The following is a 25330-nucleotide window of genomic DNA, read 5'->3' on the forward strand; positions in this document are numbered from 1 at the left end:
GGAGAGCCAAACCGGCCTTCGCGTGCATCGCGCGGGTGTGAAAGCTGTTCGAACTCTACTACCAGAGTCTCAAAAACAGTGTCAAGTTTTGACCCACAAACACGCGTCTCTCAATGACAATAACACAAGCTGCGGCGAGATGGCAGAAAACAGAGCGGGTCGGTCGAAATTGAGGTTTGACGAGCTGCGAGGCCTTTACCCTCGCCAGCGATCGAGTTTGGCGTGCGGGAAAAACCGGTCCATCACCTCGAAGAACGCCTCGGCGCCGTCGCCGTCGGTGTCTTCGGTGAGCAACCCTCGCCAGCCGTAGGTGCCGCGCGAGGTGAGCAGGCAGTCGAAATATTCGCGGAAGGTCAGCTCGAGCAGCTCGGAGGTGTGGCTGTCGAGATCGTGCACGAAGAGGTCGTAGGTGGGGTAATCCTCCTCGACGCACATCACCACCATCTTCGACGACTCGGGGCCCAGGTCACGGTCGACGCCGCGAAGCGACCACAAAAAGTCTTGCTCTTCGTCGCTGTGCTCCGGAAGGCTGTGCCACAGCGAATCGAGCCAATTGTCGAAGACGGTGGCGAAGTCGAAGATATGCGCGCCACCGCCCGGCAGGAGCTGGCCGTCGTGCTCGTAGCTCCAGGAGAACTCGAGCCCGTCGGTGATCTGGTAGAACGACTTGATCCGGCTGGGCACCAAAATGCCCAGGCCGTGCTCGATGGTCTCGATGGTGAAGTTGGGCACGGGATCGTGCATCGTCGCCTCGACCTCGACGATGCCGTCGGTCTGGCGCAACTCACCGATCATCGCGTGAAAATCGAAGAGCAGATCCCAGTTGAACAACTCGCGTTGCTCTTCTTGCTGCTCTTCGGAAGAGCCCGGAGAATCGTCTCCGGGCCCCGGTATGACCATCTTGTCGGTCAAAACGCGCTCAGCTCTTGTTGGTGATCTTGGCGGCGGTGATGAGCATCTCCCAGCGGACCTGGTCGCCCTCGATCTTTTTGGCCTCTTTGCCGGTGCCGGCGACCTCGTCGTCGGCGTAGTGCTGGGCCTCTTTCTGCGGGACGACCCGCTTGATGAGCTTGCCTTCGACGATCGCTTCGCCTCCGGCGGAGTTGCGCGGCACGAAGAACCCGTAGTCCTTCATCTTCACGCGCACCGGCTGGTCGACGCCCTCGGCGGTCAGGGTGAACCAGCAGCCCTTCTTCTTGCACACCTTCTCGATGTTGGCGCTCACCTTGTACGGCCCTTCGCCCTCGGCAGCTTTTTCCATGGCTGCAGCCAAGGTCATCGGCTCGCCCTCGATGGTGAACTCGGCGCCGTAGGTGCCAGTCTCGCCGGCCGGCAGATCAGCTGCGAGCCCGTCCTGGGTCTTCTTGGCGCCCTCTTCGGCGGCAGAATCATCGGCCTCGGCCTTTTCGGCCGTCTCTTGCTGGGCCTTTTCCTGTTCCTGAGACTTCTCCGCTTGGGCCGCCTCTTGCGCACTCGCCTGCGAGGCGTCGTCCTTTTGAGGCTCCGAAGTCTCACAACCTGCCCCTGCTGCCAATGCGGCCACTGCCGCTGCTACCAACCACTTCTTCATAAAACTCTCGCTCGTCGTATTCTCAGAAGGTGAGCTCATTCGTCTGTCCGGTTACGTTAGCGGGAGACGGTTCTGTGTCAACAGCGGCTCCACTGCGCTATCTCGCCCGATCTCAAGGTAAAAGCGCGCATTTTCTTTGACCGTATGCAATTCTTACTGATAAACTCGGGCCAAACACCGCGACAAATTTCGAGCGCGCGTGGGCGCGATTTGTCGAGGGGAGATAGCTGCGCCACACAGCGGGTTTTACCATTGGGTACCGAGACGCAATTGACTGAAAGTCTGCTCGACAACATCGAGATCGACCCCGAGCGGGTACAACGCGCACGTCAGCGCGCGCAAGATCTCGACAGCGACGTCGTTTCTCAGTTGTTGGTTGCCGGCGACCTTGCCGAAAAGGAGCTGCTCGAGGCTCTGTCGGAGCAGACCGGGCTGCCCGCCGCCGATCCAACCGACTACACGCAGGTCGACCGCGACGCCTTCGAGACCCTCGACGCCGACCTGATTCGACAGCATTGCATCATCCCTTTTCGCAAGCACCGCCGAAGTTTGGCCGTCTTTGTGGTCGAGCCGCTCGACCAAGAACTCCTCGAGAACATCGCCGACGAGCACAGCGTGACGCTGTCGCAGTTCGTCTGGCCGCGGCTGCGCTTCACCGAGGCGCTGCACACGCTGCTGGGCGATGCGGCCGACGGCTGGCTGGCCAATTTTATGAGCGAGACGAACCGCCGGGTCAGCTTTGGTGGCGGGGTCAGCTCCACCGGCGAGCACACCGAAATCGACCTCGATTCGCTGGGCGTAGGATGGAGCCGCGAAGATACCCTCGAGTTCCTGCGCAACTGCTACGATCGTGACGCGCTGTTGCACGCGCTGCTCGGCTTCTCGAGTAAGTGGCTCGACAACCGCATGGTGCTCGTACTCGGCCACGAACGTGCCCAGCCGTACCTCGTGGCCGGGTGGCCCGAGCTGTCCGACGATTTTCGCGACATCCAGACCCTTCGGCGCGTCAACATCGACGTGCCTCCCGACGCCGTCCTGTTCGATGCAAATCATGTGGGTCACTCGATGGCCGAGATGCCCGAAGATGTCGGCCTCGGCCAGCTCTTCGTCGAGCTGACGCTCTTCCCGCCCGACAATTTGCTGGTGCAAACAGTGCGCATCGGCTCGCGGCCGTCGATGGCGGTCATCGGGGAGCCTCGCAGCGACTCGATTCCCTCGGCTGGCCCCCTCGAAGAGGTCGCTCGCGCCGTGGGCGACCAGCTCGAAGAACTGGTGCGACTGGCCAAAGCTCGCCAGCTTCCGCCGACCTCCGAGCGCATTCCGGCGTTGCCCGAGTCCTCCGAGCAAGCTGAAGCTCAGTCGGAAGACGACCCGTCGCCCGGGGCGATGCCGAGTTTGGCCGAGGCCGCTTCATCTGCCTCCGAACCCCACGAAGAGGTCCCGGACAGCCCTTCGGCGACCTCCTTTGGGATTCCGTTCGCCGACGCTGCGCCGAGCCTCGAAGAAGAGCCGGAAGAAGACAAGCCCGGCGCCACCGCATTCGGCATCCCGTTTGCCGACCAAGCCGACGGCGACAAGAGCAAGAGCTCGCAGCGATCGGCCGTCGAAGTCAGTTCACCGGGGGTCGGCGAGGAGAGCAGCGTCAGCATTATCCAACCTGTCGATCTCGATGAGGACGAAGCCGACGGCGATGGAGACGAAGCAGAAGTACCCGAGGCGTTCGAAGAGGCCGACGAGGATGTGCGCTCGACGATGAGCGGCGGATTTTCAGTCGCCGAGTTCGAGCAGAACCTCAACCCGGCGAGCAGCAGCGCGGCCTCCGCAGAAGCATCCGAGGCCGACGGAGATTTCCCTCCCTCCGAGGCCGAAGATGCCGACGACTCGGACGAGGACGACAAGGCGAACGCGCCGATGTTCCAGATCCTGAGGCCGGTTTCGCTCAAAGGAGGGCGCAAGTCCTCTAAAAAAAAGAGTAAATCGAGCCGTGCCGAAGAATCCGAACCCTTCGAACAGCCCGAAGTAGACGCGGAGGACGAGCCCGGTGCTGTGTTCGAGCCGGTGAAAGAGGCCGAAGCAGAGGCCCAACCGGCCGTCAGTCAATCGACCGAGCAAGACGATTTGTTTGTCGAACGTGATATCGACGTCGAGCGCTTTCCCTCCATCGAAATCGAAGCGCCCATCCACGATGACAGCACAGGCTTCAGTGGCTCCGACACCTCCATCGTCGAAGAACTCGAGGAGGCCGCCGACAAACTCGACAACGCCCAGCCTCACGAAGCCTTCGTCGCCGCCGAGCAAATCGCCGGCTTCGGCAAAGCTGCCATGGCGCTGCTCGAAGAGCGCTTTCCCGGCCGTCTGCTCGTCGATCGCTATCAGTTTACCATTGAGACGCTTCCTCCGGTCAGCGAGCACGGTCCGGTGCTGGCAGCTCTGGCACAGGCCGGTGAGCACGCCGTTCCCGTGGCCGCCTCATACTTGGGGCATACCAGCGTCGAGCTTCGGTTTTACGCCACGTACCTGTTCACCAAGCTGCCCATCGAGGACGTGCTCGACGACTTTATTCCGCGGCTCTTCGACCGCGACCAACAGACACGCTCCATCGCCAAGATCGTGCTGCTGAGCCAGCGCCGCCAACCTTGGTTCACCAAACGCGTCCTGCCCGAGCTTTACGACGTTGTAGCCAGCGCCGCCGAGGACTTGAAGGTCGAGGTCTCCGCTCAACTGCTTGGCGCGCTTCGCGAGCGCGGCGCCGTGCCCTTGCTCATCGACTGCCTCGAGCGTTTCGAAGGCCGCGTCCGAGAAGATATCAACAAGGCGCTTCGCGAGATCACCTACAAGAACTTCGTCCCCTCGGCTTCCGAATGGAAAAACTGGTGGGTCGATGCCCAACATCAATCCCGCCACGACTGGCTGGTCGCCGCGCTCAACTCCACTTCCGAGGAGATGCGTTACCTGGTCTTCGACGAGGTCCAGGAGTTCGACGAGCTCGAGTTGAATTACCACCCCGACCAACCCGCCAAGCTTCGCGGGCGCGCCCAACAAGAGCTTCGTCAGTGGCTCGAAGATAGTTGAATTTTCGATGCCATTATGACGGCATAATGGTGCGTCTACCGACAGAATTTGCCGGCATGGGCGTTGCGGATTTTCTTGTGATGTCGACAGGTCAACGGGCTAGGCCCGCCCCGTTTTTAAGCCACCTCGGATAGGTCATACGCTGGGCGCATGCCTACCCCGACGCCACGACCTACAACGACGCCGCTGCGGCACTCCCATGGCACAGGCCCATCTTCGCGCCACGTCTAACTTCGGCGCATCAACAAACCCGCACCGGGCAAATCCGATAACTGCGCTCCGCCACAAGGGCGAAGCTACCGGCTCCACCTCCGCCGAGCGCGCCGATGATGTACGGTCGCACATCCCATCGAAAATACGCTCGCTACGAAGGCTTTGTTTTGCGGATCGGGAAACCGTTCCGCCGCAAATGCCCTGAGCCCACCGGCTCAGCCACCAGGGAGTGAGCCAAGGCCAACTTCGACTCACCCGCCCGTTTCAAATTTGTGGGGAAATTCGTGCGCACGATACTTCCACCCCTCATTACGGTTTTCGGCAAAAACGCGATTTTGTTGCGTACTTTTTCTCGGGATCGGCCCGTGACGGGATGCACGGGGCGTATTTTTCTTGTTTCCGCTATTCGCCTATCGAGAGGAGCCCAACTTCTGAGCCACCCCCGAAAACCGGCGCACCGGGTTGTTCGCGGCGGCCTCGATGCGCGCCTGCTCGCCGACGAGCACGACCGAGCGTTTGCTACGGGTCATGCCGGTATACAAGATCTCGCGGGTCAGGAGCGGGATGTCTTCCGTCGGCAGGACGACCGCCACGGTGTCGAACTCCGAGCCCTGCGCCTTGTGAACCGTCAGCGCGAAGGCGTGCTCGATGTGGCGGCGAATGGGTTGGATATTGAACGGGACGAACTCGCCGTCGCGCTCGAAGATGGCCATCTGTTGAACGCGCCTAAAGTCGCCATCGGTGCGCACGACGTCGAGGACGAGGCCCTGGTCGCCGTTGAACAGTCCGCGTCCGTAGTCGTTCTGGAGCATGATGATCGGCTCGCCGACTTCCAGATCTCCAGCGTTCGTGCGGCCCAGGAGGCGCAAATGGCGGGCGTGGAAGGCGGCGTTGAGGCGCTCGGAGCCGGTGGCGAAGACGCGGGTGATCGCCAGCACGCGGAACTCGGCGAAGTGCTCGAAGAGTGCGCGAAGCTCGGCGGTGGCGTCGGCCGAGAATTCGGTGCCGTCGTACTCGAAGGTCTGCAGGATGCGCTCGCGGAAATTCGTGAGCGATCCGATGAGCTTGGCGTACCACCAGTCGACGAAGCCGTTCATCAAGACCGGGTCGGGGGCGGGGGCGTCCTCGGCGGGTTCGATCAGCTCGACGCCCTCGCGCAGCATCTCGTCGAAGCCTGTGCGGCGGTCGACGAGCGGGCTGTCTTCGGTCGAGTCACCAGTTGAGCCACCAGAAAAGAGCGGCGCGACCTCGCCGCGGTTCAGCGCCTGGGCGGCGCGCAGGATATTGGCGCCGGCAGGGTCGTTGGGGTCCATGCGGTAGCTCGTCTCCAGGCGCACTGCGAAGCCCGCGGTGGGCTCGTCGCTCGTGGTCTCGTCGAGCGACGGGCTCGACGTGGACTCCACGAGCTCGCGCCAGGGCGTGCGTGTGTCGACCTGCCAGGGGACGAGATCGCGAAAGACCGCGCCCGAGTCGACCGACGGGAGCTGCTCGGCGTCGCCTAGCAAGATGAGCCGCGCGCCGGGATCGACCGCGCTGATGAGCCGCTCCATCAAGAAGAGATCGATCATCGACGCCTCGTCGACGATGATCACGCGCTGCCGAAGGCGGTTATTCTCGTGGTAATAGAACCCGTTACGCGCCTGGGAGTAGCCGAGGAGCCGGTGGAGCGTGCGCGGCTCGTCGAGCTCGGCGAAGAGCGCCTGCTCGGGGGCGTCGCGCCCGTCGAGGGCCATGAGTTGGGCGTTGATCGACTCGCCCAGGCGGTTGGCTGCCTTGCCCGTGGGCGCGGCGAGCGCGATCTCGTCGGGGGCGATGCCCAGGCGGACGAGCATGCGCATGAGTGAGACGACGATGGAGGTCTTGCCGGTGCCCGGGCCGCCCGAGATGATCGTCAGCGGGCGGTACACCGCGGTGAGCAGCGCGTATTGCTGCTCGGCGTTGAGCTGCATCGGCACGCCGTCGCCCACCAGCGGCATGGCGGCGAGGGTGTCGCCCAGGGCCTGTCGGACCGCGTCGAGTTCGAGGTCGGCGTTGCCAAGCGCCATGCGCTCGCGCACCGCGGCGACCAGGCGCGTCTCGTAGTGCAGCATGCGCTGGTGGTACAGGTGTCCGTCGTCGACGATGAGCGGGCAATAGTCGTCGGGCCCGCCGATGACCGTCGAGGCGATGCCCTGCTCGAGCAGGTTCTGAAGCGTCTCCAACATGGTGTCAGACACCGTGTCGTCGGCTTTTCGTGCAGGCCGATTTCGTGCGGGCAAGAGTTCTCGGATCAATTCGCGAAGGTGGCTCTCCTCGCCGGCGTCCAGCGGCAGCCGGGTCGACCCGTTTCGCTGCTCGACAATGGAGGCGAGCACGAGCAGCAACAGCGCGCGCCGCTCGTCGCGCGACAGCGCGTTCTCGAGGCTGACGAGCTCGCGGGCGTAATGGACGATTGCCGCCGACAGGTCGTGGTCGGCGGCGCGATCGGCCAGGCACGCCTCGAAGTCGGACAACAGGGCGTGGCGGCGCTTGGCGAGGCCCTTGGGCTTCTTGGTGGCCTGCTCGGCCGGTATGGAGAAGAGGTCTTGTTGCATATGTACCAGCGCTGGAAGCGCTGCCTCCTAGTAGCGAACCCGCTCTCTCAAATGCTCTTCGTACCGGCGGACATCGTCCCAGCTCGGCCGCCCGTAGTACACACCGTGGCCGTTCTCGGCGTCCATGCCGCGCATGAACAGGTATAGATACCCGCCGAAGCGCTCTTCGTATGCCTCTTCGTCGTGGATCTCCAAGAATTTGACGACCGCGAGCGCGTAGATGGTCGCCTGGATGCCGTAGCGCTCGGCGACGTGGCGGTCGAGCGTGTGGGGGCTGTACTCGGCGAGGATGTCGCTCTTCCAGTCGGCGAAGTAGATCTTGCCGCCCGTTTCGAACAACAAGTCGATGAAGCCCTTGATGTAGCCGCGCTCGATCGCGAATTCGGTGCGCTCGTCTTCGGCGATTTCGTCGATGCGCGCGTGGGAGCGCTCGGGGATCGGGTAGAGAAATTCGAGCTCGCGCAGCGTGCGGTCGCATTGGGCGATGCAGGGGAGCTCGACGGCCTCGGTGCTCAACGGCGTGGTGACCGAGCTCCAGACGAGCTTTTTGCAATAGGCGAGGTACTCCTCGCCGACGCCGTATTGGCGCATGCAGGCGCGGAAGTCGTCTTCGATCTGAGCGTCGTCGAGCCAACTCTCCAGGTCTTGGTGACCGCGCACGCGCTCGAAGTCGAGGTTCTCGACGAGTTCGTGCAGGAACACACCGGCGCGCTTGCCGCCCGGCAGGGCGTCGTCGGGGAGCAGCGCGGCGACGGGCTGGCCGCCGTCGGCCTTGAACTCGTCGGCGTCGATCTCCAGATGGCGCTCGCGCTCGCCTTTGATGCGGCTATACGAGCTGACCGTGTGCCGGCGCGAGCGCAGCGGGCGGAACATCGCGTCGTCGAAGGGGCGCGGCAGGTCGTCGGGCATCTGCCATTGGCGAAGCGCCTGCATCTGGGCGGCGACGTCTCGCACGCGCAGCGTCTGGGCGTACTCGACCTGCTCGAGCTCGAACCAGCCGTCGACCGGGTCCTGCAGGTTGCGCGTGATGGTGTCGAGCCTGGGCAAGAGCGCGGCGTAGGTGCCGTCGATATTGTAGTCTCGCTTGTCGAGCCCGTCTTCTTGGTCAGGCTCGTTCTCGAAGCCCACATACGGCAGGTAGATGCGCGACTTGGCGCGGGTGAGCGCCACGTACATCAGCCGCTGCTCCTCCTCGCGCTGCTCGCGCTCCCACTTGTCGCGCGAGCTCTGCGGCGGCGAGCCGATGTGGAGCACGGGGCGGCCGTCGTCCTCGTGAAAGGCGTGCAGGCTGCCCGACGGGGCGCGCCCGAAGCCGCCGTAGATGAAGACGACTTCGGCCTCGAGGCCCTTCGACTTGTGCATCGTCATGATCTGCACGGCGTCGCGGTCGGTCTCCAGGCGCTGGACGTTTCCGTCCTCGCCCTCGGGCGTCTGGCGCTCTTCGATGAACGCCTTGAGCCGCAAGACGAGCTCGCTCAAATCAAAGCCGCTGCGGTTGGCCTCCTCGAGCAGAATCTCGAAGATATGCAGGTAGTTGGTGAGCTCGCGCTCGCTCGTCTTCGTAAAGATCTCACGGCGCAACAGCCCGCTTCGGCGCAGCACCGAGTTGAATAGGCTCTCGAAGTAGCGCTTGTCGGCGGCCTGCTTCCAGTCGAACAGGTCGCGCACCAACGGGTCGGTGTCCGACATCTCGTCGGTGTCGGCGAGCGCCTCGATGTCGAGGCCGAAGAACGGGGTGAGCCAAGCCTTGAGGCGCTTCGAGCGGTCGTGCGGGTGGGCGATGCCCTGCAGCAGGTCGTAGACGTGCAGCGCCTCGGGCGTCTGGAAGAGCCCGTCTTGTTTGAAGAAGGCGTACGGGACGCCCTCGCGGCGCAGGTACTCGGCGATATAGCGCCCCTCGGAGCGCGATCGGGTCAGCACGAAGATATCGCGCGCCGAGATGCGCTCTTTGTCCGAGTTGACGTCCTCGCGCACGAAGAGCCCCCCGTCGCTCGAACTCGAGTCGTCGAGCAGCGCGCGGATCTCGGAGGCGAAATAGGCGGCGAAGCCCTCGCGAACGCGCGTGGCGTTCAGGTCCGGGTCCATCAACTGGACGAGCGTGATGGGCGTGGCCGGCTCGCCGTCGGCCCGGAATGCCATGCGGTCGGGCAGCGCGCACTCGACGGGCGTGTCGTAGGTGATCTCGCCGGTGAAGTAGGGCGGCTGGGCGTCCTGCTCGAAGATGTGGTTGTAGGCCGACACGACGCCCTGCGAGGAGCGCCAGTTGTCGCCCAGGCGTACGAGCGTGCCGCCGGCGTCGAGCACGGTCTTCTTGGCGTCGAGGTAGGTGTAGACGTCGGCGCCGCGGAAGCTGTAGATCGCCTGCTTGGGGTCGCCGATGAGGTAGAAGATATTCTCGAGTTCGCTCTCGTGGAAGATGCGCCGAAAGATCTTCCACTGCAGGTCGTCGGTGTCCTGGAACTCGTCGATGAGCGCGTACTTGTAGCGGCCGCGCAGCACCTCGACGAGGCTCTGGCCCCGCGGGCTCTCGAGGCTCTCCCACACGAAGCTGAGCATGTCGTCGTAGGAGAAATGCCCCTCTTCTTCTTTGTACTGGCGCAACATGCGCTCGAGCGTGGGCAAGAACTTCTCGACGATGGCGGCTTCGAGGGGCACGACCGCCTCGAAGGCGCGGCGCACCATCTGGCCGACGGGGCCGGCAAAGGCGTACTCGCCGAGTTTTTCGTCGAGGTACTCGTAGGTCTTCTTCTCCCCGGCGAGCGCCAGGAATTGGACGACGTCGCCGGAGGTGCGGAAGGCGTCGAGCGCCTCCATGATGCCGGTCACGCGCTTTACGGTCGCGCGGATCGTGGCGTGGTGGACGCCTTCTTCTTTGAGCTCGGCTTTGAGCGCGTCGGCGATCGCTTTGGCGTCGCGTTCGCCGAACGCATCGAGAGCGCGGGCGAGCGCCATCTCGTCGAATTTGGGCCGGATTTCGGCGCGCGTGCGCACGCAGCGAGACAACATGCGCTCGAGCTTGTCGACCGCGGGGTTCTTCGCCTCGAGCCAGGCGGCCAGGTACGGGCGAAACTCGTCTTTGTGGGCGAACTCGCGCCGCAGCGCCTCCTTGAAGACCCTCTCGAAGAGCACATCGAAGTCGGTGTGGTCTTGGTCGAAGAGCCGATGGTTCTGGAAGGCGTTTTCGGTGAGCACGCGGTGGCAGAAGCCGTGAATGGTGTGGATCGGCGCCATGTCGAACGACGACAGCGCCTTTTGCAGCCGTCGGCGCCTCTTGGTGTCGATCTCCCAAGCTTCAGTCTCGTAATCCTTCGCCAAGAGCTTCGGATCTGCGTCGACGATGCCCTGCAAGAGCTTTCGGATGCGCGCGGTCAGCTCGTAGGTCGCCCTCTCGGTGAACGTGACGATCAAGATCTGCGAGATGCGCAAGTCCTCGTTGGCGAGCAAGAGGTCGATGACCATGTGCTCGATGGTGTACGTCTTGCCGGTGCCGGCCGACGCCTCGATCACGGCGTGATTGTCGTGGGGGATCTGCGCGAGGGTGGCAGGCTTCTTGATTCGGTACGTCTCGATCACGTCGTACCTCCCAGGCGGGTCGGTTCTTGGTTCTTGGTTCTTGGGTCTTGATGTCTGGGTTTATGCGAAGCGCTGCATGACTTCGACTTCAACAGCCTGCGCAGATCACCGCAGGCAGATCGAGCTGCGCCTTTCGGAAAGCAAGAACAAGAACCAAGAACTAAAAACCAAGAGCCGCCGCAATAAGCCATATCACTCCCCCCCGCCCAAACGTTTAAAGAACGGCGCATACCGTCGTTGAAGCAATCGGTCGGCGTCCTGCGGGGCCTCGAAGCGCGCCGGCTGGCGCACCGGGCCGTACTCGGAGCTGCACGTGCTCCAGCGGTTGTTGAGCTGCATCTCGACGAGCTCGTCGAAGGGTGTTTCGTTCTCGGGGTCGAAGTACTCGAAGACCGCCTCGATGGGCATCAAATAAGCGTGGACGCCGCTCAAGAAGTCGGCAGTGAGCGTCTCGAGGTACGCCAGCGCGTCGGCCTGGCTGATGGGGGCGAGGCGCTTTTTGTATTTCGACAGCTTGCGGGCCCGCGCGAGCGACTTTCCGGGGGCGACGACCAGGTCGAAGGGGCGATCTTCATCGATTTTGCCGCTGGCGGCGAGGCCTACCTGCGTGAAGAAGCCGCGCAGGAAGTCCTTGTCTTTGACGCGGCTGCGCGAGACGAGGGTGACGGCGGTGCCGTGTGTGTTATCGAGGGCTTCGGTCTCGCCGTAGAGCTCGACGCGGACGGGTTGGTCGTCGAGGACCAACTCGAAGCTGATGGAATCCCAGATCTCGTCTAACGGCGCGTGGCGCTCGGCGCGCCCGATGCGCTTGACCTCGAGCGGAGCCTCGCCGGGCACGCCCAGCTTGGCGAGGTTGGCGCGCCACGTCTCCAGAAGCTCCAACTGCTTTTTGCGCTCACCTTCGTGAAACGGCCCGGTGGGGAGCTCGCCTTTGAGTTCGAGGTAGCGCGCCTTCTGCTCGTAAATGGGCAAGAACGCCGGGTTATCGTCGGGGGCGTGCTCGGTGATCGTTTCCCAGAAGACGTCGCGCGCGAAGAGAAGCGAGCTCACATACGACGACTCGAAGACCTCGTCCTCGACGTCGAGCAGGTCCTGATCGTCGTCGGAGCGAAGCCCCAGAATCCAGCGCGCCGAGGCCTGCAGCGGGCTCTCGAGGAATTGGCGAAGCTGCGAGAACGACAGCGAGACCTCGAGGAGATCTTCGTCGGGCGCCTGCGCCTTGGGTTGTGCGTAGGTGCCGAGCACCGCGCCGACCTGGTTTCGCAGCGGCTCGGCGACGGCCTTTTCGAGGATCGGAAGCTCCGGAAAGGGCACGTTGTACCGGCGGCAATGCTCGCGGAGGCTCTCGCGCAGGGCGAAGGCGGCGGCCTCGCGCCGGGCTTCGGGATGGTAGACCGTGCCGAACTCGCTCTCCTCGTCGGAGTCGTCCCGGTCAAAATAGGCCGCGTCGAAGCGCCGAAGCGGGTGCTCACGCACGCACGCGGCGGTCTTTTCCCGGCCGAGGTAGCTCTGCTCGAGCATATGCAGCAGGTCGCGCACGACCGACGACGGCTCGAGGGCTTCGCCGGTGCGGCTGTCGCGCGAGACGTAGCTTGCGTAGAAGCGCTCGCGGGTCGACAGCAGGGTCTGCAAAAAGGCGTACTTGTCGCGGTCGCGGCGGCCGGCGTCGCCCTCTTGCCATTTGACCTGGCGAAGGTCGAGCGGGTCGCCGCCGTCGGAGGACGGGAAATACGACTCGCCCATGCCGGCGACGAAGACGGCGCGGAAGGGCATCGGCCGCGCGGGCAAGAATGACGAGACGACCACACCGTCGGCGAGGTATTGGCCGCGGCGGCCTTCGAGCTCGCCGAGCGCACGGCCCAAAAATTCGCGGGCGACGCGGTAGGGCATCTTGCGGCCGGTGACGTCGAGGTCGGCCAGGTCGCCGAGCAGGCGACGGCAGCGCATGAACTCGAACTCCTCGTCGTCGTGGGCCGGCGCGAGGTAATTTTCGACCATCTCGCCGATGCGCTCGAACCATTCGGCGAGCGTGTGCTCTTCGCGGCGGCAGCGGCGGGCGTCGGCGATGAGCGAGCGGGCACACATCACCAATCGGGCGGCGCTCGTCGACTCGCCGTGGGCGTACTCGTGGGGCAGGTAGTGGAACTGCTCGTGGCGGAACGCGCGGTCGTCACCGCTCGGCTCGCCGGTCATAAACCCGCCCAGTACCAGGCGCTTGAGGCCCTGATCCCAGTTGAACAGGTCGCGCTCGATATAGGTGTCGGCGTGGTCTGTGTGGTCGGCGCCGTGGAAGATGTTGAGCTCGTCGCACCAACGAAGCCACGTCTGCGGCTCGACGTCGTCGAATTTGGCGATGACGTTCGGGTGCGTGAGCAACTTGAGCAGCTCGCGGCGCTTGAAGTTGCCGAATGGCAGGTCGAGCAGCAGTTCGAGCGCCTCGACGAGCCGACTGTCGGCGTTCGCCTGCAGGTCGACGATGTTGAACGGGATGTCGTAGACGTCGCGGAAGACCGCCTCGAGGTGGGTCTGGTACTCGACGCGCTGGTCGCGGTTGACGATGACGGCTATCTCGTTGAATTGCAGTGGCTTGTCGTCCCACATGTGGCGCTCGCCGCGCATCAGCGCCCAGATCTCGTTGGCGATGATCTCGGCCTCGCGCTGGATGCCGGGGCAGGCGAGCACGGTGATGCTGTCGTCGTCGAGCGCGTCGATGGGCTCTTCGCGCTCGGGAGCGAGGTCGAGCACGTCCTGCTGGACCTGCGTCAGCACGCTGTCGATAGCGGGCTCCTCGAAGAGCGTGCGCGGGTCATGGCCGCACAACCGGTTGAGCATGCGCACTTGGTCACGCCCGGCGCGGCCCCACAGTCTGAGCGGCAGTGGGAACTTCTCGGGCTCCCAAAAGTCCTCGTCGCGCAGGTCCGGAGCGGCCCCGGCGAGCACGAGCTGCCCGCCGTCGACCGCCTTGCTCGACAGCAGCTCGGCCTCCTCGTCGATGTCGGTGACCACGTCCTCCCAAAACTCACGGCACGGGTTGAGCGACCACAAGTGGACCTCGGTGCGCTCGCCGAGCACGCCCAGAAGGCCCTCGAAGACGCGCCCGAGCTTGTTCATCGCGAAGAGGTGGACGCTCTTGGGGATCTGCAGCGCGTCGGCGGGGACGCGCTCGAAGATCTCGGGCAGCCTTATATATGCGGCGCCCTTTTCGTCGGCGAGTTTGGCGACGCGGCCGTCGGGGGCGAACAGATCGAGCCAGAGGGCGCGCTGCCAGCGCTCGATGCGCCGCCAGTGCGGGTCGCGAAATTGGGGGCTCTCGGGCCACTCGGCGACCATCTCGGGACGCGCGTAGTCGTACTCGCGGAAGAGCTCGGCCAAGTGCGCGCTCAACTGGAAGCGGCGAAGCTCGAGCGAGTCGCGGTCGTCGCCGGCGGCGGAGAGGTAGCCCTGGACCGGCGCCAAGTCCTTTCGTGCCAACAGCTTTTTGTCGCCGAGCGCGTCGATGAGCAGAAGCTGGAGGGTCTGGTCGTCGAGAATCCGGTACTCGCCGCTGGTGGGCAACAGCGACTCGAAAAACTCGATCAGCTGGCGGTACTCCATATGCGCCGCGATGCCCTTGCGGCGGGCGACCTCGAACTTGAGGTACGCCTCGACGTTCCAGTTCGGCACCACCACCGGCGTGCGGTCGAACGGACTCAGCTTGAGCCGCTTGCGCTCGAGCGTGGTCGCCTCGACGAGCGCGTCGACCAGCCTCTCGAGATGGTTGGAGTAGAAGACCTGGAGCATGCTTTTGTGTGTGCGAGAGAGGAGCCCGTGAGGGCATTCGGCGAAACTCTGGCATACTCGCAGGGTTGGGGCAACGGGGGAAATCGGGGGAATAGATCGTGATGCGCGCGATCACGAACTTTGCCTCCCCCCACCTGCATCCTATGTTTGAGACGCGTTACGTTTTGCTAAACGAGGAGCACCACCATGAGCACCGACCGCGACAAACCCGAGTCCTACTGGCGCGAAAAGCTCACCCCCGAGCAGTACCGCGTGCTGCGTGAGGGGGGCACCGAACGCGCGTTCGCCGGCGATCTGTACGAGCACGACGAGGAGGGTGTCTACAAGTGCGCCGCGTGCGGCCAAGAGTTGTTCGACTCGGAGACGAAGTACAAGTCGGGTAGCGGCTGGCCGAGCTTCTATGAGCCGGCCGACGAGGACGCCGTCGACGAGAAGCAGGACCTGAGCCACGGTATGCGCCGCACCGAGGTGGTGTGCAGTAACTGCGGCTCGCATCTGGGCCACGTGTTCCCGGACGGGCCGGAGCCCACGGGGCTTCGCTACTGCATCAACTCGGTCGCTTTGGAGTTCGAGGCCGACTAAAAACAACCTCATCCGCTTGAGAAACGCTGATTTTCAATCTATAACGCGCCGCGTTACACTGTTTATATACTTTGCGCGTTGAATAAATCGCGGCTCCAGAAGTCTCAACGACTGTGACTTCTGGACAATGGAGCGGATGATGAGGAAGTGGACGACTCTGGTAATATTCGTATTGGTTGCGCTCGTCGCAGCCTGTGGCACGGACGATCCCGGCCAGTCACGCAGTAACGGACAGGGCGTCGACGTCGGCACCGACACCACAGGTGGCGACGACGCGGGTACGGATACCTCCGACACAGCCCAAGATACCGGTGACGACGGCGGGACGAACCCCGACGAGTGCGGCTCGGACGCCGACTGCACCGACCCGCAAATCTGCGTGGCGGATCGCTCGGGCAATACGGTCGAGTTCACCTGCCAAGACCCCTCCGGAAGCGGCCAAGTCGGCGATAGCTGCTCGGCCGACAGCGACTGCGCGTCGAACCTGTGCGTCGACGGCACCTGCTCCGCGCCGTGCGAGACGACGTCGGACTGCTCCGACGACGGCAGCATCATCTGCGATTCCACCGACGTCCAGACCGACGGCGGCGCGACCGAGACGGTCAATATCTGCGTGCCCAAGCCGGCTTCGCAGTGCTCCTCGGACGCCGACTGCACCTCCCCCGAGCGCTGCATCGCGATCAAGGGCGCCACGGAAGTCACCTTCGAATGCGGCACGCCCAACTCGGGCGGCGGCGATGTCGGCGACACCTGCTCGACCGACGCCGACTGCGCCCAGAACCTGTGTCAGGACGGCACTTGCTCGGCACCCTGCGCCGCCAACGGCGACTGCGCCGCGGGCGACGACTTCTCGTGCGAGATCTCGCCGGTCGACCTGGGCAACGGCAGCACCGACAACGCCTCGGTGTGCACCCCGCCGCGCACCTGCTCGAGCAAGCGCGACTGCCCGACCGGCCAAGTCTGCTACGTCGACCGCGCCACCGGCGAGGCGCAGTGCGCCAACGGCAACAGCGGTGGCGGCGGTCTGGGCGAGATTTGCACCGACGACGGCGGCTGCGAATCGAACCTGTGCAACGAAGGTCGCTTCCGCGACGTGTGCACCGTGCCGTGCGAAAATGACAGCGACTGCCCGACCCCCGGCTACGAGTGTGGCACCACCTCGCTGGACGACGGCAGCGGCGGCACCAACGACGTGAGCGTCTGCGTCGCCAAGGACCCGACCGCGTGCACCTCGAACGACGACTGCGCCAGTGGCTTGACCTGCGCGATTGTGCCCGACGCCTCGGGCAACGCCCTCGAGTCGGTCTGCATCCCCAACGCCGGCGGTAACGCCACGGGCGTGCCGTGCACGAGCGACTCGGAGTGCGGCAGCCTCGTGTGCCTCAACGACCACTGCAGCGCCCCGTGCGACACCAGCAACCAGTGCGGAAACGGCCAGCTTTGCCAGTCGGCCAACGTCGCCAAGAGCGGCTTGGTTGGCACCTTCGAGGTCTGCGAGACGCTGCCCGATGACCGCTGCGACCAAGACGGCATCTGCTCGGATGGCGTGCGCATGTGCAACGATATCCGCGCCGGCACCAGCGACCCGCAGGCTCGCGAAGCCTACTGCGGCATGCCCGACGCCAACGCCTCGGGCGCCCTGGGCGACACCTGCGAGCAGACGAGCGACTGCCGCTCGCGCATCTGCCTCAACGGCAACAGCGACGAGTGCTCGGTGATCTGCGCGGCCGACAGCCAGTGCGCGCAGGGCCAGGCATGCACGACCTTCAACGTCGGCACCAGCCAGCTCGGCTTCTGCAACACCGCCTGCGCCGACAACAGCGACTGCGGCGGCCTCGACTTCACCGACAGTAACGGCAATACGGTCGAGCACGTGTGCACGACCAACGAGAACACGCGTGAAGACGCCGTCGACCAGATCTGCGTGCGCCGCAACATCGTCGACCCGAACGACAGCAACGTCGGTCTGCTTGGCGATACGTGCTCGAGTGGCTCGGACTGCCAGAGTGGCCTGTGCCTGACCAACACCATCTACGACGGCACCCCCTGCAGCTCGGCCAGCGACTGCCAGTCCGGCCAGGTCTGCCAGGTCGAGCCGCAGAGTGGCCAGCGTCAGTGCGGCGACCAGGCCAGCTACTGCACGCGCGTCTGCGACGACGGCGGCGACTGCTCCGGCGGCGTCTCCGGCAACGCGCTGACCGCCTGCGACTCCAATATCCGGGTGACGCTCAGCACCGGCACGGTGGACACCATTTCGGCCTGCTCGCCGAACTAAACACGGCGCTGCAAACGTAAGAAAGCCCCGGCGAGTTCGATTCGCCGGGGCTTTTTTGTGTTCGGTGTGTATTGGGTGGTTCGTGGCTCATTACCCCGCGGCAAGCCCCGGCTCCGCAACGAAAAAGGCGCCCCGGGGGGCGCCTTTCGCGAGGGCTAGAAGCCCCCGCACCGAAACGTGGTCGCGCGAGCTTAGAGCAGCGCGTCCTTGAGCACCTCGGCCTTGTCGGTCTTCTCCCAGTTGAAGGAGGAGCGACCGAAGTGGCCGTAGGCGGCGGTGTCGCGGTAGATCGGGCGCAGCAGGTCGAGGGTGCGGATGATGCCGGCCGGCTTGAGTTCGAAGAACTCGGGGACGGCGGCTTCGATCTTCTCCTCGGGGACCGCGGCGGTGCCGAAGGTGTTGACCATGACGCTGACCGGCTCGGCGACGCCGATAGCGTAGGCGAGCTGGACTTCGCAGCGGCGGGCGAGGCCGGCGGCGACGATGTTCTTGGCGATGTAGCGGGTCATGTAGGCGGCCGAGCGGTCGACCTTGCTCGGGTCCTTACCGCTGAAGGCACCGCCGCCGTGGCGGCCCATGCCGCCGTAGGTGTCGACGATGATCTTGCGGCCGGTCAAGCCGGCGTCAGCCAAGGGGCCGCCGGCGACGAAGCGGCCGGTCGGGTTGATGTGGAACTTGGTGCCCTCGTGCAGCAGCTCCTCGGGGAGGACCTTCTTGATGGTCGTCTCCATGACCGCCTCGCGCACCTCGTCGATGCTCACGCGGTCGAGGTGCTGGGTCGACACGACGACCGCGTCGATGGCGACCGGCTCGTTGTCCTCGTAGCGCACCGTGACCTGGCTCTTGCTGTCGGGGCCGAAGAAGTCGACGACTTCCTGCTTTCGCACCTGCGCCAGATGGGCGACGAGCTTGTGCGAGTACATGATCGGCATCGGCATCAGCTCTTCGGTCTCGTCGCAGGCGTAACCGAACATCAGGCCCTGGTCGCCGGCGCCCTGTTCTTCGACCACACCCATGTCGGTGACGACGCCCTGAGCGATGTCGGGGCTCTGCTCGTCGATGGCCGACTGGACCGAGCAGGAGCGGTAGTCGAATCCGAACTCGGGATTGGTGTAACCGATGCGCTTGATCGTGTTGCGCACGATCTCGGGCAGGTCGACGTAAGCCTTGGTGGTGATCTCGCCGAAGATCATGGCGAGGCCCGTGTTGACGATGGTCTCACAGGCGACGCGCGCGCTGGTGTCCTGCGCCAGAATGGCGTCGAGGACGCCGTCGGAGATCTGGTCGGCGACCTTATCGGGGTGGCCTTCGGAGACGGATTCGGAGGTGAAGACGAAGTTCTTGGACATGATGTATGGCTCCTGAATACTACATGACGGCCGAATGACGACCGCGAATGCTCTTTAACAGTGGAAATTGGTACCGTAGTGGGGGCGTGTTGGCAATTGTTACGCCAATTCACCCAACAACGTATGGCTCGTGCAGTCGGTCACCTTCACGTCGACCAGATCGCCGGCCTCGATGTCGCGGCCGTCGGCCTTCGGGAAGACCACCGTCTTGAAGTCGCCGGTGCGCCCACAAAGCTCGTTGGGGTCGCGGCGGCTCTCGCCTTCGACGAGCACCGTGTAGGTGCCGCCGACCTTCGACTTGAAGACCTCGGCGCTGATCGATTCCTGCAGCGCGATGATCTTTTTGAGGCGCTCGCCTTTGACTTCCTCGTCGATGTCGTCGGGGAGGTTGCGCGACGCGTAGGTGTTGCTGCGCTCGGAGTATTTGAACAGGTACGCGAAGTCGAAGCGCGTCGACTCCATCAGCTCCATCGTCTGCTCGAAGTCCTCTTCGGTTTCCCCCGGAAAGCCGACGATGATGTCGGTCGACAGGGCGATGTCGGGCACCGCCGCGCGAATGTCGTCGACGAGCTGGTCGTACTCTTCGCGCGTGTACTGGCGGCGCATCTCGTCGAGCATCCGGTTCGAGCCCGACTGCGCCGGCAGGTGCAGATAGTTGCAAATCTTGTCGTGCCGCGCAATCGTTTCGATCAATTTCGGAGTGAAATCAGTGGGATACGGCGACGTGAACCGGATGCGCTCGATGCCCTCGATGGGCACGATCTGCTCGAGCAGGTCAGCGAAGTCGACGTCCTCGTAGCGGTACGAGTTGACCGTCTGGCCCAGAAGGGTGACCTCTTTGTAGCCGCGCTCGGCCAAGTTTTCGACCTGGCGCAAGATCTCGTGAGGCGGCACGCCGCGCTCGCGCCCGCGCACGAACGGCACGATGCAGAAGGTGCAGAACTTGTCGCAGCCACGCTGCACGGTGACCCATCCGCCCACGCCCGGCTTTCGCTTGGGCGTCAGTCCCTCGTAGACCTCGGCCTTGTCGAGCTTGACGTCGATGACCGGATCGCGCGCCTCGCCGGTGGCCTTGTCGAGCAGGGCGGGCAGCCGACGGTAGGCGTCGGGGCCGATCACCAGGTCGACGTAAGGGGCCTGATCGGTGATCTTGTCGCGCAGGTGCTCGGCCATGCAGCCGGTCACACCGAGGACGAGCTCGGGCTTGTCGTTCTTGAACCGAAGCAGGTGTGAGAGCCGACCGAACACGCGATCCTCGGCGCGCTCGCGCACCGCGCAGGTGTTGATCAGGATCACGTCCGCCTCTTCGAGCGACTCGGCGGAGGAGTAGCCGGTGTCGGCCAACACGCCACCCATCAGCTCGCTGTCGGCGAGGTTCATCTGACACCCGTAGGTCTCAATGAAGACCTTCTTGCCCAGCGTGCCGTCGGCCTCGGGCATGGTGTTTTTTTCGCCGTCGTGGGCGTACGGGTTCTTTGTACCTTGAGTGGTCGGCTCGGAAGTCATTGTTGCGTCGGGGTTTCGGGGTTTAGGGGTCTCGGGGTCTCGGGACTGCATTACAGCAAAGGCCCTGAGCCCAAACGAAACGGGCGGGCGGTTTCTTTCCGCCAGCCCTTTCGAAACGTCGACGTAAGTTAGGTAAGTGCTGCAGTGGTGTCAATCAGACAGGGTCTGAGTGTCAATCCGTGGCAGCGCCGGCGGGGAAGAGAATGGTCGAATAGAGGGTGTAGAAGTTGCGTTCGGCGTCGCGCTGGCGTCGGAAACAGGCGCAGAATTTTTGAAAACGCTCGCGGACCTCGTCGAGGGCAGCTTCGTCTCCGGAAATGGTCACCTGATCGAGCGCCTGCTTGAAGCTCTCGAAGCACTCCAAGAGCTCGGCGTTGTGCTCGTTGATCTCGGCGACCTCCTCGAGGGTCTCGCCGAGTACGCGAGTGGCTTGTTGCAAGAGCACGCGTTGCTCGTCTTCGACGTAACCGTGGAGCATCTTGCCCATCTGTTCGGTCCACGGTTTGAGCTGAGCGAATAACTCGTCGTCGGTCTTATCCGTTTGTGCCGATTCGAGACGCCCGCGCATCAGCGAGATATTGGCGTCGAGTTTGGCGTGCTGCGACGTAAGATTCGACGGTAGTGCCATGTCCCACCTCCTTGGTGAATTGGTCCGGCGAAGAGCGCGCTCGTATGGCGGCGCGTAGATGATTTCTACGCGGTGCCACTTAGAGATCGCACCACTCCAGAACCTCTTGTCTGGTCGATCGCCCCCATACAACGTTACTACGTAGGTGTGAAAGTCTAGTAAAAACGGAGCGTTTTTTCAACGACAAAAGGCCTGCCGGAGATCGGCAGGCCTTTTGAAATGTGTTCGTCGATGGATGCTTATTGCTTCTTCTTTTTGAGCTCCATCAAGATCTGCTTGACCACTGCTTTGAGGGTTTCGAAGACGCCCGGGCCGTCCGGGGCGACCGCGCAGGCCTCGAAGTCGGGGTACTTGCCCTCGGGGTTGAGATCCTCGCGCAGCTCTTCGAGCGGCATGGCCGTGGGAAGGTCGCGCTTGTTGTACTGGATGACGAACGGGATCTTGTCGATGTCGTAGCCGTACTCCTGGAGGTTCTCTTTGAGGTCCTCCATGGAGATGATATTCGCCTCTTTACGGGCGCGCTGGCTGTCGGCGACGAAGATGACGCCGTCGGCGCCCTTCATGATGAGCTTACGGCTGGCGCTGTAGAAGAGCTGGCCGGGCACCGAGTAAAGGTGCAGGCGAGTCTTGAACCCGCGAATCGCCGGAAGGCTCAGCGGCAGGAAGTCGAAAAAGAGGGTACGCTCCTGCTTGGTCTCCAGGTTGATCAGCTTGCCACGGGCATCCGGATTGGTTCCCGAATAGATGAATTTGATGTTCGTCGTTTTACCGCAGAGACCCGGACCGTAATACACGATCTTGAGGATGATCTCTCGCTGAGCGTAGTTGATGAACGACATAAGAACCTTTCTCGTGGCCGAGCTTGGCTGTGGGAGACAGCTCGTCGAATTTCCTCAGGATTTTCCAGCGTTCAGGCGAGTCTGAAGACCCGCTTCGTGTCGGTGACCGCGACGCTTGCGTTATATCATGCCCGCGCGCCGTGTCACATTCTTTTCTTGATCGCTCGCTAGAACGTATCGTTAAACAGGCTGTCGATGTCGTCGTCGGTGATATCTCCGAAGATATCGACGTCGTCGTTGCCTGCGGCCGCCTTCTTCTCGAGTGAGTCGAGCACGTCTTCCATCTGGGTGTACGCGCGCTTGACGCGCAGCCGCACCAGGCCCAGGCTCGAGCGCTCATCGAAGATCACCACCAAGATCAGCTGACTGCGAATCAGCGACACATGTAGGTGGTTCCTCGTGCCCTCGTGGAAGTGGACGGGAAACTCTTCTTCGCCGAGCATGTCGGCCAACCCACCAGTAGCCGCAGTCGCGCCAGCGACCAGCGAGGCCAACCCGGTGGTGTCGATGCCGGACGTTTCTCCGGTAGCTGCAATAAGCTGACCGTCGGGGTCGACGATGAAGATGGCTTTCGCGAGGGCGTCACGCACCAGCTGCTCACAAATACCTTTGAGCTGGTTCGCTTCCTCCTCGTAAATCACCATCTGACCACTGACCATAGAGGAACTCCTCAGGGATCTTCAGACTTCAAGTGTCACACAATCGACAGGCACCGCAGAGCCAGCTTCGCTGCCGCAGAGCCACCTCTTGGCAGCACGTTCATGTTCTGCGAAAACCGATTCTGCAACGACCGTAACACACAATGCAAACAGTGCGCAATTCTGGCATTACAGATCGCGACGTTCCATGAGCGCACGCGACAGCGTCGACTTGTCGGTATACTCCAGCTCACTGCCGATGGGCACCCCGGAGGCGATCCGGCTGACCCGAATCCCCAGGGGTTTGATGAGCTTGGAAAGGTACAAAGAGGTCGCTTCGCCGTCGACGGAGGGGCTAGTGGCGATGATGATCTCATCGACCGCCGCGTCACCGTTGGCCGCGGGCGATTCCAACCGCTTCAACAACTCGCGGATATGCACGTCATCGGGGCCGATCCCCTCCAGGGGGCTGATCAACCCGTGCAGCACGTGGTAGCTGCCGGTAAACTCGCCGGTATTCTCGATCGCGCGCAGATCGGGGGTGTTCTCGACCACGCAGATCACCGAGTGATCGCGGCGCTGGGACTGACACACCGAGCAGAGTCGCTCGTCGGTCAGGTTGCAGCAGCGCTCACACAGGCCCACCTTCTCTTTGACCTCGACCAGCGCCTGAGCCAACTCGTTGGCGATCTCGTCGGGCTGGTTGAGGATGAAGAAGGCGAGCCTGCTGGCGGTGCGCTCACCGACGCCGGGAAGCTTGGTGAACGCGCTGACGAGTCTCGTAATGGGATCGGTAGACTTCATCGAGTCCTTCTTAGAACAGACCCGGAATGCTCATGCCGCCGGTGATCTTCTCGATCTCCTCGTTCATCATGTCGCCGGCGAGCTTCATGGCCTGATTGACCGCGCCCACGACCATTTCCTGGAGCATCTCGACGTCTTCGGGATCGACGACTTCCGGGTCGATTTTGACTTCCAAAAGTTCCTGATCGCCAGTGACCACCGCGGTGACCATGCCACCACCGGTGGAGGCCTCGATCTTCTTTTCGGCCATTTCTTCTTGGACTTTGGCGATCTTGCCCTGCATCTGCTGGGCCTGGCGAACGATGTTGTTGAAGCCGCCTTTCATGTCGGTGTTCCTTGTGAAGTTGGTTGAGATTTGTGGGTTCGTTTGATCGTGGTGGCTTTATAATAGCGCTGTGTCGCGGGTGTAAAGCGTAGCTTTTCGGTGCCCCCCATCCGCCCTTCGCTTCGCTCCGGGCACCTTCCCCCGGGGGAAGGGATGCCCTCGCCAGAAAGCTACCACTGTGGTTCTCGCAACAGCATCCCTTCCCCTCGGGGAAGGTGGCTCGCGCGCGGTTTAGCGCGAGGCGGATGGGGGGCGTCGCATAGCTGCGGGTCACTCTCTTTCCCACCCTTTCGCCACATCCAACAACATCATCGCAAACCGCTCGACCCCAAACCCCAGACACCGCTCGTCGACGTCGAAGTTGGGGGTGTGCAGCGCGTTGACGATGCCTTCGCGCTCGTTGCGGATGCCCAAAAAGAAGTAGCAGCCGGGGATGCGCCGCGAGAAGGCGGCGAAGTCCTCGGCGCCCAGTTGCGGCTCGTGGGGCACGATTTCATCCGTGCCAAAGCGCTCCTCGAGGGCTCGGACCGCGCGCGCCTCCAGGCGGCTATCGTTGATGACGGGGCGCGCGCCGGCGGTGAATTTCACCTCACAGGAAGCGCCGAAACCCTCGCAAATATTCCGCGCCAGCCGCCCGATTTCCTCCTTGGCCTGCGCCGACACCTCCGTCGACAGGGAGCGCAAAATCCCAGTCAGCTTGGCGTCCTCGGCCAAGATATTGTACGAGTTTCCGGCTTCGATTTTGCCGATGGTGACCACACACGCTTGGCGCGCATCGACGCGTCGGCTGACCACCGACTGCAGCGCCGTGACCAGATGGCTGGCTACGAGCACGGCGTCGACGCCCTCGTGCGGATAGGCGCCGTGGGCTTTCTTGCCGCGCACCTCGATCTCGACGAGGTCCGAGCCCGCCCACACCCCGCCGCCGGTGTAGCCGATCTTGCCGACCTCGAGGGTGGGCATGCAGTGGGCGGCGAAGACGGCGTCGACTTTCGGGGCTTCGAGCACGCCGGCCTGGGCCATCTTCTCGGCGCCGACCGGCTCGTCGACAGGGCTTGCCTCCTCGGCGGGCTGGAAGATGAATTTGACCCGCCCGTGCAGCTCGTCTCGCCGCGCGTGCATCTGCTCGGCCAATCCCAGCGTCACCGTGGTGTGCACGTCGTGGCCGCAGGCGTGCATCACCCCGTCGTTTTGGCTGCGGTAGGAGACCTCGTTGATCTCCTGGATGGGCAGCGCGTCGATGTCGCCACGCCAGCCCAACGTCGGCCCGTCGTGAGCCCCCTCGACGACGGCGACCACTCCCGTGTCGGCGATGCGTTTGACGTCGGTGATGCCAATCTTTGCGAGCTGCTCCTCGATGTAGCGCGCCGTCTGCTCCTCCTCGTTGGAGAGCTCCGGGTGGGCGTGCAGGTGGCGGCGGCGCTCGATGAGCTGGCCGAGGGTCTTGTCATCGAGGGTGGTTTCTGGGAATTCTGAAGATATGCCGGTCATGGTGCGTCTCCGGGGGTGGACAACTCGTGCGCTGCGGGCGACGATAGATGAGCTACCTGTTATACACAATCCGTACTGTCTGCTCGAAGGCGTTGGGCGTGCGGCTCGAGGC

Annotated in this window: 16 protein-coding genes; 3 read left to right on the plus strand and 13 right to left on the minus strand. The window is 63.5% G+C overall.

What is annotated here, in order from left to right:
• Positions 1-195: 195 nt before the first annotated feature.
• The gene (locus FIV42_RS13625) at positions 196-912 is read right to left on the minus strand and encodes a hypothetical protein (RefSeq protein WP_141198229.1); all 717 of its coding nucleotides are present in this window, start codon (positions 910-912) and stop codon (positions 196-198) included.
• Positions 913-919: 7 nt separating this feature from the next.
• Positions 920-1570, minus strand: a complete 651-nt coding sequence (locus FIV42_RS13630) for a DUF4920 domain-containing protein (protein WP_168210629.1) — start codon at positions 1568-1570, stop codon at positions 920-922.
• A gap of 270 nt (positions 1571-1840) precedes the next feature.
• On the opposite strand from FIV42_RS13630, the gene FIV42_RS13635 reads away from it, so the two are divergent.
• Positions 1841-4642, plus strand: a complete 2802-nt coding sequence (locus FIV42_RS13635; RefSeq protein WP_168210630.1) for a GspE/PulE/PilB domain-containing protein — start codon at positions 1841-1843, stop codon at positions 4640-4642.
• Between the two features lie 623 nt (positions 4643-5265).
• Here FIV42_RS13635 and recD read toward each other — a convergent pair.
• From recD to FIV42_RS13650, 3 genes are all read right to left on the minus strand, one after another.
• Positions 5266-7428 carry an exodeoxyribonuclease V subunit alpha gene (gene recD / locus FIV42_RS13640; protein WP_141198232.1) on the minus strand — a complete coding sequence of 721 codons (2163 nt, stop codon included), beginning with the start codon at positions 7426-7428 and terminating at the stop codon, positions 5266-5268.
• A gap of 27 nt (positions 7429-7455) precedes the next feature.
• Positions 7456-11001 (minus strand): UvrD-helicase domain-containing protein, encoded by a 3546-nt coding sequence (locus FIV42_RS13645; RefSeq protein WP_141198233.1) that lies wholly within the window; start codon positions 10999-11001, stop codon positions 7456-7458.
• Between the two features lie 192 nt (positions 11002-11193).
• The gene (locus FIV42_RS13650; RefSeq protein WP_141198234.1) at positions 11194-14781 is read right to left on the minus strand and encodes an exodeoxyribonuclease V subunit gamma; all 3588 of its coding nucleotides are present in this window, start codon (positions 14779-14781) and stop codon (positions 11194-11196) included.
• 186 nt (positions 14782-14967) lie between these two features.
• Here FIV42_RS13650 and msrB point away from each other — a divergent pair, with 186 nt between their 5' ends.
• Together msrB and FIV42_RS13660 are read left to right on the plus strand one after the other, a co-directional pair.
• Positions 14968-15363, plus strand: coding sequence for a peptide-methionine (R)-S-oxide reductase MsrB (gene msrB, locus FIV42_RS13655; protein ID WP_141198235.1), 396 nt, complete (start codon positions 14968-14970; stop codon positions 15361-15363).
• A 139-nt stretch (positions 15364-15502) separates the two neighbouring features.
• Positions 15503-17638 carry a hypothetical protein gene (locus FIV42_RS13660; protein WP_141198236.1) on the plus strand — a complete coding sequence of 712 codons (2136 nt, stop codon included), beginning with the start codon at positions 15503-15505 and terminating at the stop codon, positions 17636-17638.
• Between the two features lie 191 nt (positions 17639-17829).
• Here FIV42_RS13660 and metK read toward each other — a convergent pair whose 3' ends face one another.
• From metK to FIV42_RS13700, 8 genes are all read right to left on the minus strand, one after another.
• Positions 17830-18990, minus strand: a complete 1161-nt coding sequence (metK, locus tag FIV42_RS13665) for a methionine adenosyltransferase (protein ID WP_174769536.1) — start codon at positions 18988-18990, stop codon at positions 17830-17832.
• 96 nt (positions 18991-19086) lie between these two features.
• On the minus strand, positions 19087-20493 hold the full coding sequence (gene miaB / locus FIV42_RS13670) for a tRNA (N6-isopentenyl adenosine(37)-C2)-methylthiotransferase MiaB (RefSeq protein WP_222615455.1): 1407 nt from the start codon (positions 20491-20493) through the stop codon (positions 19087-19089).
• 172 nt (positions 20494-20665) lie between these two features.
• Positions 20666-21121, minus strand: a complete 456-nt coding sequence (locus tag FIV42_RS13675; RefSeq protein WP_141198238.1) for a hypothetical protein — start codon at positions 21119-21121, stop codon at positions 20666-20668.
• Positions 21122-21360: 239 nt separating this feature from the next.
• Entirely contained in the window at positions 21361-21960 is a 600-nt protein-coding gene (locus FIV42_RS13680; protein ID WP_141198239.1) for a GTP-binding protein, read from the minus strand.
• A gap of 167 nt (positions 21961-22127) precedes the next feature.
• The gene (locus FIV42_RS13685) at positions 22128-22619 is read right to left on the minus strand and encodes a roadblock/LC7 domain-containing protein (RefSeq protein ID WP_141198240.1); all 492 of its coding nucleotides are present in this window, start codon (positions 22617-22619) and stop codon (positions 22128-22130) included.
• A gap of 168 nt (positions 22620-22787) precedes the next feature.
• The gene (gene recR / locus FIV42_RS13690; RefSeq protein ID WP_141198241.1) at positions 22788-23402 is read right to left on the minus strand and encodes a recombination mediator RecR; all 615 of its coding nucleotides are present in this window, start codon (positions 23400-23402) and stop codon (positions 22788-22790) included.
• Between the two features lie 10 nt (positions 23403-23412).
• Positions 23413-23727, minus strand: coding sequence for a YbaB/EbfC family nucleoid-associated protein (locus tag FIV42_RS13695; protein WP_141198242.1), 315 nt, complete (start codon positions 23725-23727; stop codon positions 23413-23415).
• Positions 23728-23997: 270 nt separating this feature from the next.
• On the minus strand, positions 23998-25218 hold the full coding sequence (locus tag FIV42_RS13700; protein WP_141198243.1) for a M20 metallopeptidase family protein: 1221 nt from the start codon (positions 25216-25218) through the stop codon (positions 23998-24000).
• Positions 25219-25330 lie beyond the last annotated feature (112 nt).

Origin of the sequence: Persicimonas caeni, assembly GCF_006517175.1 — a bacterium.
GTDB classification, from domain to species: domain Bacteria; phylum Myxococcota_A; class Bradymonadia; order Bradymonadales; family Bradymonadaceae; genus Persicimonas; species Persicimonas caeni.

Excerpts from the sequence above, each read along its gene's own strand:
- FIV42_RS13630 (WP_168210629.1), bottom strand. The coding sequence starts at position 1,570 with ATGAAGAAGTGGTTGGTAGCAGCGGCAGTGGCCGCATTGGCAGCAGGG.
- recD (WP_141198232.1), bottom strand. The coding sequence starts at position 7,428 with ATGCAACAAGACCTCTTCTCCATACCGGCCGAGCAGGCCACCAAGAAG.
- FIV42_RS13650 (WP_141198234.1), bottom strand. The coding sequence starts at position 14,781 with ATGCTCCAGGTCTTCTACTCCAACCATCTCGAGAGGCTGGTCGACGCG.
- msrB (WP_141198235.1), top strand. The coding sequence starts at position 14,968 with ATGAGCACCGACCGCGACAAACCCGAGTCCTACTGGCGCGAAAAGCTC.
- FIV42_RS13660 (WP_141198236.1), top strand. The coding sequence starts at position 15,503 with ATGAGGAAGTGGACGACTCTGGTAATATTCGTATTGGTTGCGCTCGTC.
- miaB (WP_222615455.1), bottom strand. The coding sequence starts at position 20,493 with ATGACTTCCGAGCCGACCACTCAAGGTACAAAGAACCCGTACGCCCAC.
- FIV42_RS13675 (WP_141198238.1), bottom strand. The coding sequence starts at position 21,121 with ATGGCACTACCGTCGAATCTTACGTCGCAGCACGCCAAACTCGACGCC.
- FIV42_RS13680 (WP_141198239.1), bottom strand. The coding sequence starts at position 21,960 with ATGTCGTTCATCAACTACGCTCAGCGAGAGATCATCCTCAAGATCGTG.
- FIV42_RS13685 (WP_141198240.1), bottom strand. The coding sequence starts at position 22,619 with ATGGTCAGTGGTCAGATGGTGATTTACGAGGAGGAAGCGAACCAGCTC.
- recR (WP_141198241.1), bottom strand. The coding sequence starts at position 23,402 with ATGAAGTCTACCGATCCCATTACGAGACTCGTCAGCGCGTTCACCAAG.
- FIV42_RS13695 (WP_141198242.1), bottom strand. The coding sequence starts at position 23,727 with ATGAAAGGCGGCTTCAACAACATCGTTCGCCAGGCCCAGCAGATGCAG.
- FIV42_RS13700 (WP_141198243.1), bottom strand. The coding sequence starts at position 25,218 with ATGACCGGCATATCTTCAGAATTCCCAGAAACCACCCTCGATGACAAG.